Source organism: Bacillus sp. JJ1764 (assembly GCF_036962145.1).
Classification (GTDB): Bacteria; Bacillota; Bacilli; order Bacillales; family Cytobacillaceae; genus Neobacillus.
In genome coordinates this window covers 3,045-10,504 of record NZ_JBALNY010000227.1, presented here as the reverse complement: position 1 = coordinate 10,504, position 7,460 = coordinate 3,045, and the positions used below count along the sequence as shown (strand labels likewise).

Annotated in this window: 10 protein-coding genes and 1 pseudogene; 3 read left to right on the top strand and 8 right to left on the bottom strand. The window is 38.4% G+C overall.

Annotation, left to right across the window (positions count from 1 at the left end; genetic code table 11):
* The 3 genes from V7083_RS22850 to V7083_RS22840 form a co-directional block, all read right to left on the bottom strand.
* Positions 1 to 587: ABC transporter ATP-binding protein (locus tag V7083_RS22850; protein ID WP_335482406.1), on the bottom strand; the 587-nt coding region annotated here is incomplete at its 3' end.
* A 161-nt stretch (positions 588 to 748) separates the two neighbouring features.
* Entirely contained in the window at positions 749 to 1,264 is a 516-nt protein-coding gene (locus tag V7083_RS22845; protein ID WP_335482404.1) for a DoxX family protein, read from the bottom strand.
* 195 nt (positions 1,265 to 1,459) lie between these two features.
* Positions 1,460 to 1,975, bottom strand: coding sequence for a DoxX family protein (locus tag V7083_RS22840; RefSeq protein ID WP_335482403.1), 516 nt, complete (start codon positions 1,973 to 1,975; stop codon positions 1,460 to 1,462).
* Positions 1,976 to 2,214: 239 nt separating this feature from the next.
* Between V7083_RS22840 and V7083_RS22835 the strand changes: the two genes are divergently transcribed.
* The 3 genes from V7083_RS22835 to V7083_RS22825 all read left to right on the top strand — a co-directional run bounded on the left by V7083_RS22835 (position 2,215) and on the right by V7083_RS22825 (position 4,185).
* Positions 2,215 to 2,946 carry an MBL fold metallo-hydrolase gene (locus tag V7083_RS22835; RefSeq protein WP_335482408.1) on the top strand — a complete coding sequence of 244 codons (732 nt, stop codon included), beginning with the start codon at positions 2,215 to 2,217 and terminating at the stop codon, positions 2,944 to 2,946.
* Complete coding sequence (locus V7083_RS22830) at positions 2,930 to 3,496, top strand: TetR/AcrR family transcriptional regulator (protein WP_335482401.1); 567 nt, start codon at positions 2,930 to 2,932, stop codon at positions 3,494 to 3,496. The genes V7083_RS22835 and V7083_RS22830 overlap by 17 nt, the downstream gene beginning before the upstream one ends.
* An 80-nt stretch (positions 3,497 to 3,576) precedes the next feature.
* On the top strand, positions 3,577 to 4,185 hold the full coding sequence (locus tag V7083_RS22825; protein ID WP_335482399.1) for an exonuclease domain-containing protein: 609 nt from the start codon (positions 3,577 to 3,579) through the stop codon (positions 4,183 to 4,185).
* Positions 4,186 to 4,262: 77 nt separating this feature from the next.
* Here V7083_RS22825 and V7083_RS22820 read toward each other — a convergent pair whose 3' ends face one another.
* The 5 genes and pseudogenes from V7083_RS22820 to V7083_RS22805 form a co-directional block, all read right to left on the bottom strand.
* Positions 4,263 to 4,691: a VOC family protein gene (locus V7083_RS22820; RefSeq protein ID WP_335482398.1), complete on the bottom strand. Its 429-nt coding sequence runs from the start codon at positions 4,689 to 4,691 to the stop codon at positions 4,263 to 4,265.
* Between the two features lie 249 nt (positions 4,692 to 4,940).
* Entirely contained in the window at positions 4,941 to 5,465 is a 525-nt protein-coding gene (locus V7083_RS22815) for a DinB family protein (protein WP_335482396.1), read from the bottom strand.
* Positions 5,466 to 5,632: 167 nt separating this feature from the next.
* Positions 5,633 to 6,466 (bottom strand): methyl-accepting chemotaxis protein, encoded by an 834-nt coding sequence (locus V7083_RS23895; RefSeq protein WP_438823766.1) that lies wholly within the window; start codon positions 6,464 to 6,466, stop codon positions 5,633 to 5,635.
* A gap of 111 nt (positions 6,467 to 6,577) precedes the next feature.
* Positions 6,578 to 6,895: pseudogene (locus V7083_RS23890) on the bottom strand (HAMP domain-containing protein); the annotation flags it as partial.
* A gap of 87 nt (positions 6,896 to 6,982) precedes the next feature.
* Positions 6,983 to 7,360: an MCP four helix bundle domain-containing protein gene (locus tag V7083_RS22805; protein WP_335482392.1), complete on the bottom strand. Its 378-nt coding sequence runs from the start codon at positions 7,358 to 7,360 to the stop codon at positions 6,983 to 6,985.
* Between the last annotated feature and the right edge of the window lie 100 nt (positions 7,361 to 7,460).

The following is a 7,460-nucleotide window of genomic DNA, read 5'->3' as shown; positions in this document are numbered from 1 at the left end:
TGGGTGACAAAAATAAACGTTATCCCCAAACGGCGCTGAAGCTCACGCAATTCATACTGCATTTCTGTACGTAGCTTTAAATCCAGCGCGGATAATGGTTCATCAAGCAGAATGACTTCAGGCTCGTTGACGATGGCTCTTGCAATCGCGACCCGCTGGCGTTGACCGCCTGACATTTCACGAATTTCTCTCTGCTCAAATCCTTTTAAATTTACAAAGCTGAGTGCTTCCTTTACTTTTGAATCAATTTCACTATTTTTTAATTTTTTAATGCGCAATCCGAACGCAACATTTTCGTATACGTTTAGATGCGGAAACAGGGCATAATCCTGAAAAACCGTATTAACTTGCCGTTTATTCGCCGGAATATCATTAAACTTTTTCTCGTTAAAAAAAATGTCACCGGTAGTTGGCTCGGTAAATCCGGCAATTAATCGTAATATGGTCGTCTTACCACAGCCTGAAGGACCCAGTAAGGTATAAAATTTCCCTCTTTCAATCTCGAAACTGACATGATCTAGGACTAGTGAATCCTGATCAAATTGTTTGGTGACATTTTTAAATTGAATGATTGTGTTATTTGCCATTTCAAACCTCCCCTGTGAAATTTTTTCTATAATTCTATTTGATTCGGAGACAATTATACAGGATGGTGACAAAATTTCAATAATTCCTTCTCTTTACACAATAAACCATGTGATAACATAAAAAAAGAGTCTCATTTGCCATCGAGACTCTTTCTTTATTATTAGGCACTTTGTTTTATTGTTTCCTTACCTTTTACACCAACAGTTTTGCGAATGAATGGGATCACCCAGTTATCAAGACCGATGCGTCCAGCATTAAATCCAGCAAATAGGATAATCACACCGATTAAAATATCCATTGGGTTAGAAGAAATTGTACCTGCGAATAGATAAGCGAAGTTCATCACAAGCCCGAAGAACATAGCTGCAGTTGTTAAGCAGCCAAGAATTAATCCTAAACCAACCAAAAATTCACCAATAGGAACAATTGTATTGAAAATATCAACGTTTGGTAAGGCGAAATGCTTTAAGAAATCAACGTACCAACCAAATTGAACGGCTCCATCTGGACCTTTTACCGGATTTGCAATGGCACCTTTTAAAAATCCTGCAGCATCAAAACCACCGCTAGAAAGTTTATGCCAGCCAGCTGTCAACCATGCATACCCGATATATAAGCGTAGAACTGTTAAAAGTCCAGATGCTATTTTATTTTGTCTTAACCAATTTGTAACCATTTGTAACACCCCTTCGTTTGATATGATTTAAATAATGAATATAGTGTTAATATAACAGGTTTAACTTGAATGAAGTTTGAATTATTTGCTATTTCACATTTCTGTAAAAATGATATGAACAATTTGTTACATAGCCATAGTGTAAAAGTTAATAAAGAAAGAGTCTCATTTTACAGCGAGACTCTTTCTTTATAATTAGGCACTTTGTTTTATTGTTTCCTTACCTTTTATACCAACAGTTTTGCGAATGAATGGAATCACCCAGTTATCAAGACCGAAGCGACCAGCGTTAAATCCAGCAAATAGGATAATCACGCCGATTAAGATATCCATTGGGTTAGAAGAAATTGTACCTGCGAATAGATAAGCGAAGTTCATCACAAGCCCGAAGAACATAGCTGCGGTTGTTAAGCAACCAAGGATTAATCCTAAACCAACCAAAAATTCACCAATAGGAACAATTGTATTGAAAATATCAACGTTTGGTAAGGCGAAATGCTTTAAGAAATCAACGTACCAACCAAATTGAACGGCTCCATCTGGGCCTTTTACAGGATTCGCAATGGCACCTTTTAAGAATCCTGCAGCATCAAAACCACCGCTAGAAAGCTTATGCCAGCCAGCTGTCAACCATGCATACCCGATATATAAGCGTAGAACTGTTAAAAGTCCAGATGCTATTTTATTTTGTCTTAACCAATTTGCAACCATTTGTAACACTCCTTCGTTTAATATGATTTAAATTATGATTACATTGTTAATATAGCATGATTATCTCGAATTGAGAGTAATTTGTTCAATGGTTCACATTTCTGTAAAAATGATATGAACAATTTGTTACACAGAGATAGTTGAAACCTTTTTTAATAAAAAAGAGGAAATGCTTGATAAAACTAATATCATTAGTTAAAATAAAACTAATCATATTAGTTTTAAGGGGATGGTTAATGATGAGAATCACGAAAAATGGATTTTTATATCAGGTGACGTTTATGCCAAAATTGTTTCCGGTTAATTGTTATTTAGTGGTAGAGGAGAGCGGATTGACACTGATTGATGCAGCAATGGGCTTTAGTACAAAAGGGATATTACAGGCAGCTGAACAGATTGGAAAGCCGATAAATAAGATTGTTTTGACGCATGCACATGGCGATCATGTTGGTGCCATAGATTCACTGAAAGAAGTCCTTCCTGATATACCGGTCTATATTTCTGTTAGAGACAACAGGTTAATGAACAGAGATCTGACACTGGATCCTAGTGAGGACCAAACACCGATAAAGGGGGGAGTCCCGAAAAATTTAAAAACAAAAGCATCTATATTATTAAAGGAAGGAGATAGGATTGGTTCATTAATTGCAATCGAAACTCCGGGGCACACACCTGGCTCAATGTCATTTCTTGATTCTAGAACAAATGCAGTGATTGCGGGAGATGCTTATCAGACAAGAGGAGGAATGGCGGTTGCTGGAGATGTGAAGCCTTTCTTTCCATTCCCGGCTTTTGGAACTTGGAGCAAAAAAACGGCATTACAAAGTGCAAAAAAACTAGCAGGACTCAAGCCTAGTTTATTGGCAATCGGCCATGGAGAAATGATTGAAAACCCTTCAGTTCAAATGAGTAAGGCAATACAGCATTTTGAACAAAAGATAAAGGAGAACGACCATGTCACCACGGCCTAAATTTGCACTCGAATTAACAAAAATACTTGAAGCAGCGGGGGAATTGGCGGATAAGCAAGGGATGCAGGAGGTTACCTTGGCTAATTTAGCTAAGAAGCTGAACATCCGCCCTCCTTCTTTATATAATCATTTCGATGGTTTACCGGGATTACGAAAGCAACTTGCAATACATGGAATTAATAAGCTATATGAAGAATTGACCCAATCAGCAATCGGTGTGTCAGGCACCGAAGCGATTTTAGCATTGAGCAGGGCATATGTGAATTTTGCAAGGAACCACCCCGGTTTATATGAGGCAACGCTAATGGCACCTGACCCTGAGGATTGGGATGTTCAGCAGGCGGGGGCTAAAGTCGTAGAGCTTTCTGTTAAAGTATTACAGGCCTTTCAGTTGGAGGGCGATCTTGCCCTGCATGCTGTTAGAGGGATGCGCAGTATTTTACATGGTTTTTCTGCTTTGGAGCAGCGTGGGGGATTTAAAATGGCGCTTGATTTAGATGAGAGTTTGTCCATCATCATGAGGGCTTTTATTGCAGGTTTGGAAAAATAATTAGGGCTTATTTTCCAGATAGGAGGATGGACATGAATTTGGTATAATGAAGGAAACTTTCGGATTAAAGGATGATATTGATGGGAATTCAGGAACGTGTTGGTCTGATTCTGGATGTTGAAACAACTGGTTTGGGCCCAACCACCGATGAGGTAATTGAACTGGCGATGAAGTTATTTTCTTATCGTGAGGATACTGGAGAAATTATGGAAATCCTTGAGGAGAATTCTTTTTTACGCGAACCGCTCTCGAGCTCTGCCAAGAGAAACTATTCGAAGGCTTTCCGGGTTCATGGGATTCCATATGAAATGGTTAAGGGAAAGAGTTTTTTAGACGTACAGATTAAATCGTATTTTGATCGGGCTGATTCTGTTTTCGCCCATAATGCTTCGTTTGACCGAAGTTTTCTCTATCACATGTACCCTGAAGTAAATGAATTAAAATGGTACTGCTCAATGAGAAATGTAACGTGGAAACAGTATGGTTATCCCAACAGCAAATTGTTAACTTTATTAGAAGCTCATGAAATCACAAATCATCAAACACATAGAGCGATGGATGATATTACATATTTGATGGAACTACTTAAGAAAAAAAGTCCGAATGGGAATCTCTATTTGCAGGAAGTCCTGGATTATGGACCAATGAGGAAATATCAACCTGCAGCCGCAAAATCGAAAATGGGATGAAAAGAATCAGCTGCTTGGTTGATTCCTTTTTGTATAATAAAAAGGTTCCAAAGAATCCTTGGAACCCTGGAACTATTTTAATGCTGTTTTCCTTCGGTGAAAATTTGGAAAGAGACGCCAAATTTATCGGTCAAATTGCCATATGCCGGGCTGAAAAATGTTTCTTGAAGCGGCATAGAAACTTGACCGCCATCTTGTAAGGCATTGAAAATTCTTTTTGCTTCCTCGATATCATCTGTAGAAATGCAGATTGTTACTTGGTTTCCACTATGATGCGGCTGACCAGGAAAGGTATCAGACAGCATAACTTCTGTTTCTCCTACTTTAAATGTTGCATGGCTGACATAGTCCTTGGCTTCAGCGGGTAAAGGAAATTCCGGATTTTCTGGCATTTCTCCAAAGGATTGTAAAAATAAAACTTGCGCACCTAATGACTTTTCATAAAATTGAATCGCTTCTCTGCCATTTCCATTCATCACCAAGTAAGGAATTAAACGAGTAGTCAAAAAAATCATCTCCCTAACAAAAATAGTTAACCATCACAAAGCCATCGACAACATAAGTAAATCCAATGATTTTATTTTCTCAAGCCCTACCTATTATTGCCAACAATTAAATTATAATATACAAGAACGTTTGTTCGCAACTATATTTTTCACAATTATATAATTGTTGGTGTTGTTACCCTAACGAACCTACTCCATGAAAAAAGAGCAACGATGAAACACGCACCAATTGCTCTGTGGATATAGTATTTATTTGATATTTGGCAGGTATTTTTGAGTTATGATGTTACGGTGGTGAATTTCGTGACCTGCAAGGATGTAAGCGACTGCTCGAGCCGTCACTGGCAGATTGTTAGCGTTGCCTACATTTTCCCAGGCAGATTTGGGCATGTTTTCGATTAGTGCAATGGTAGCATTTCTAACCGTGATGTATTCGTTTAGAATCGATTTAATTGGAAGATCGTTCACCTGTGAGCCGTTGACAAAGTATTCTTCATTAAAACCAGCTAATGAAGTTTGGTCACCGCGGCCAATGCGAAGTAACCGATAGCTCATTACTCTCTCCGTATCCGAGATGTGACCCAAAACCTCTTTAATACTCCATTTACCATGTGCATAGCGATATTGTCCGTCCTCGTCAGAAAGACTATCGAAAAGCTCAGACACCTGTGCAAGATTTTCCTTTAGAAGGGTGATCAGGTCACCATCTCTTACCAAGCTAACATAGGGAACATAATATTCCGGATACTCGTTTTCATTTGGACGCTGCAGCATGTAAAAAATCTCCCCCTCAAATGGCAATATATTCAAAAGCTAATTTAATTATATTTTCCTTTTGAAAAAAATATCAACAATAATGCCTTGATTGAAAGTGGTAATCCCAAAGAACGTCTACCCGTCAACAATAGACATGAAGGGGAGCAGTATGTCCTGCATAGAACTTAAATTTTAAATCCACTTGTTAGTTCTTTTAAACGTTTCGCCATTTCTGACAGCTGATTTGTTGTTTTTTCCATTTCGTTCATGGTCAGAACTTGTCCATCGATACTTTTGCTAATATGTTCTGTTCCGGCAGCAATCTCACTGGAGGCGTCCGCCAAATTGGCCACTGCCTGTCTCATTTCTTTTGAGGAATTAGCCTGCTGTGTATTCATTTTGTCAATCTGCTTTACTTGATTGACGATATCTTGAATATGGTTCATGATATTTTGAATAGATTCGCCAACCTCGTCGGCATTTTTAACACCTTCAGATACTCTTTCTTCCACTAAATGGACGGATTGTACGGCTGAAATGGATTTTGCTTGATTATCTTTTACAAGTTCAGAAATTTCAATGGCCGCCTTGTTGCTCTGATCAGCCAGTTTGCGAATTTCCTCAGCAACGACACTAAATCCTTTTCCCGCATCTCCGGCACGTGCTGCTTCAATAGCAGCATTTAAGGCAAGTAGGTTAGTTTGGGTAGAAATTCCTGAGATAATCTGAATAATTTCCCCGATTTTTTTGGATGATTCATTTAAATTACTAATGATTACCGTAACATCTTTTGAAGAAGCAGCCATATTGGTAATGGAATCAACCACTTTAGAAATTTTTCCGGCACCTTCTTCTGCAGCTTGTTTTGCCTTTAGAGTATTGTCATTCGTTTGCCTCGTCGCCATAGCGGTAGATTCTGAAAAATTGACAGCTTCTATCAGATTTGAGGTCGTCTGCTCAGCAAATGCCGCTCCCTGAGAAGTACCTGAAGCAATCTCTCCAATGGTTTTTGAAATCATCTCCAAGGATTGAACGGTCACACCCGTCGCTTCGTTTAATTGTCCACTTGATGTCGAAATCGTTTCAGATGAAGCCGCCACCTCTTTGATAATGTCCCATAATTTTCCAATTAACAGATCAAAGCTTCGGCTCAGTTCACCCATTTCATCCTTGCTGTTATAACCAATTCTCTGGGTCAAATCACCATTGCTTTGTGAAATTTCATTTAACTTTGATGTGACACCTTTAACAGGTATCACAATCGATCTAGTAATAAATACCGATAAAAGTAAGGTAAAGATAGCACTAGCTGCCAATACAGAAATAATAATTAATAGAGTGGTTTTGTAAACCGATTTGCTGTCATCGTATGTTTTTTGGGCATTTTTGACTTGGTTGTCAATTAACTTGTCCAGTGCATTAATGGCTTCCTTCCGGGTTGAGTCCATTTTCACCATACCCTGAGGCGGACCTGCAGTTGCCCCTTGCTGTATAGTAGTATCCACTGTTTGTTGTGCCTCGTTTGAGTGCACAAACTATTCAGAAGCAGTAAGGAAGGCGTTCACTTTTTTTACCATAGCTATGTATTCAGAATTATTTTTGTATGCTGTTAGCTGTTTCTTTACAGTAGCTTCTCTAGTGGCCACATCCTTCTGAGTGGCTGACATTTCTTCGGCATCATCACGTGCATCCATGATGGAAGTTGATTGTGTCTTAATGTATTCGATATTTGATTTAAGGTCCTCGAGTTGAACGATTGGCACGAGTCTAGAATCATTTAATTCCTTTACATTTGAATGTAAATTTGTAATTTGATTAAATGATACGTAGCCAATGATGGCAAGAAATAAGAAAAAACTTGCTGTTAAAACACTGATTTTTTGAGCAAACTTAAAGTTCTTGAAAAAATTCATAAATGATGCCAGCCTCCTGATGATAAATAACATATGAGGACATTTAAACATAGGTTTCTTAAATTTTCCTTAAGTAAGAGCACTGTTAAACTTGTATGTT

What these genes read in the sequence shown, in the direction of transcription:
- V7083_RS22840 (WP_335482403.1), bottom strand. Translation starts at nt 1,975, where the DNA reads ATGGTTGCAAATTGGTTAAGACAAAATAAAATAGCATCTGGACTTTTA.
- V7083_RS23895 (WP_438823766.1), bottom strand. Translation starts at nt 6,466, where the DNA reads ATGATTTCAAAAACCATTGGAGAGATTGCTTCAGGTACTTCTCAGGGA.
- V7083_RS22830 (WP_335482401.1), top strand. Translation starts at nt 2,930, where the DNA reads ATGTCACCACGGCCTAAATTTGCACTCGAATTAACAAAAATACTTGAA.
- V7083_RS22825 (WP_335482399.1), top strand. Translation starts at nt 3,577, where the DNA reads ATGGGAATTCAGGAACGTGTTGGTCTGATTCTGGATGTTGAAACAACT.
- V7083_RS22835 (WP_335482408.1), top strand. Translation starts at nt 2,215, where the DNA reads ATGAGAATCACGAAAAATGGATTTTTATATCAGGTGACGTTTATGCCA.
- V7083_RS22805 (WP_335482392.1), bottom strand. Translation starts at nt 7,360, where the DNA reads ATGAATTTTTTCAAGAACTTTAAGTTTGCTCAAAAAATCAGTGTTTTA.
- V7083_RS22845 (WP_335482404.1), bottom strand. Translation starts at nt 1,264, where the DNA reads ATGGTTACAAATTGGTTAAGACAAAATAAAATAGCATCTGGACTTTTA.
- V7083_RS22815 (WP_335482396.1), bottom strand. Translation starts at nt 5,465, where the DNA reads ATGCTGCAGCGTCCAAATGAAAACGAGTATCCGGAATATTATGTTCCC.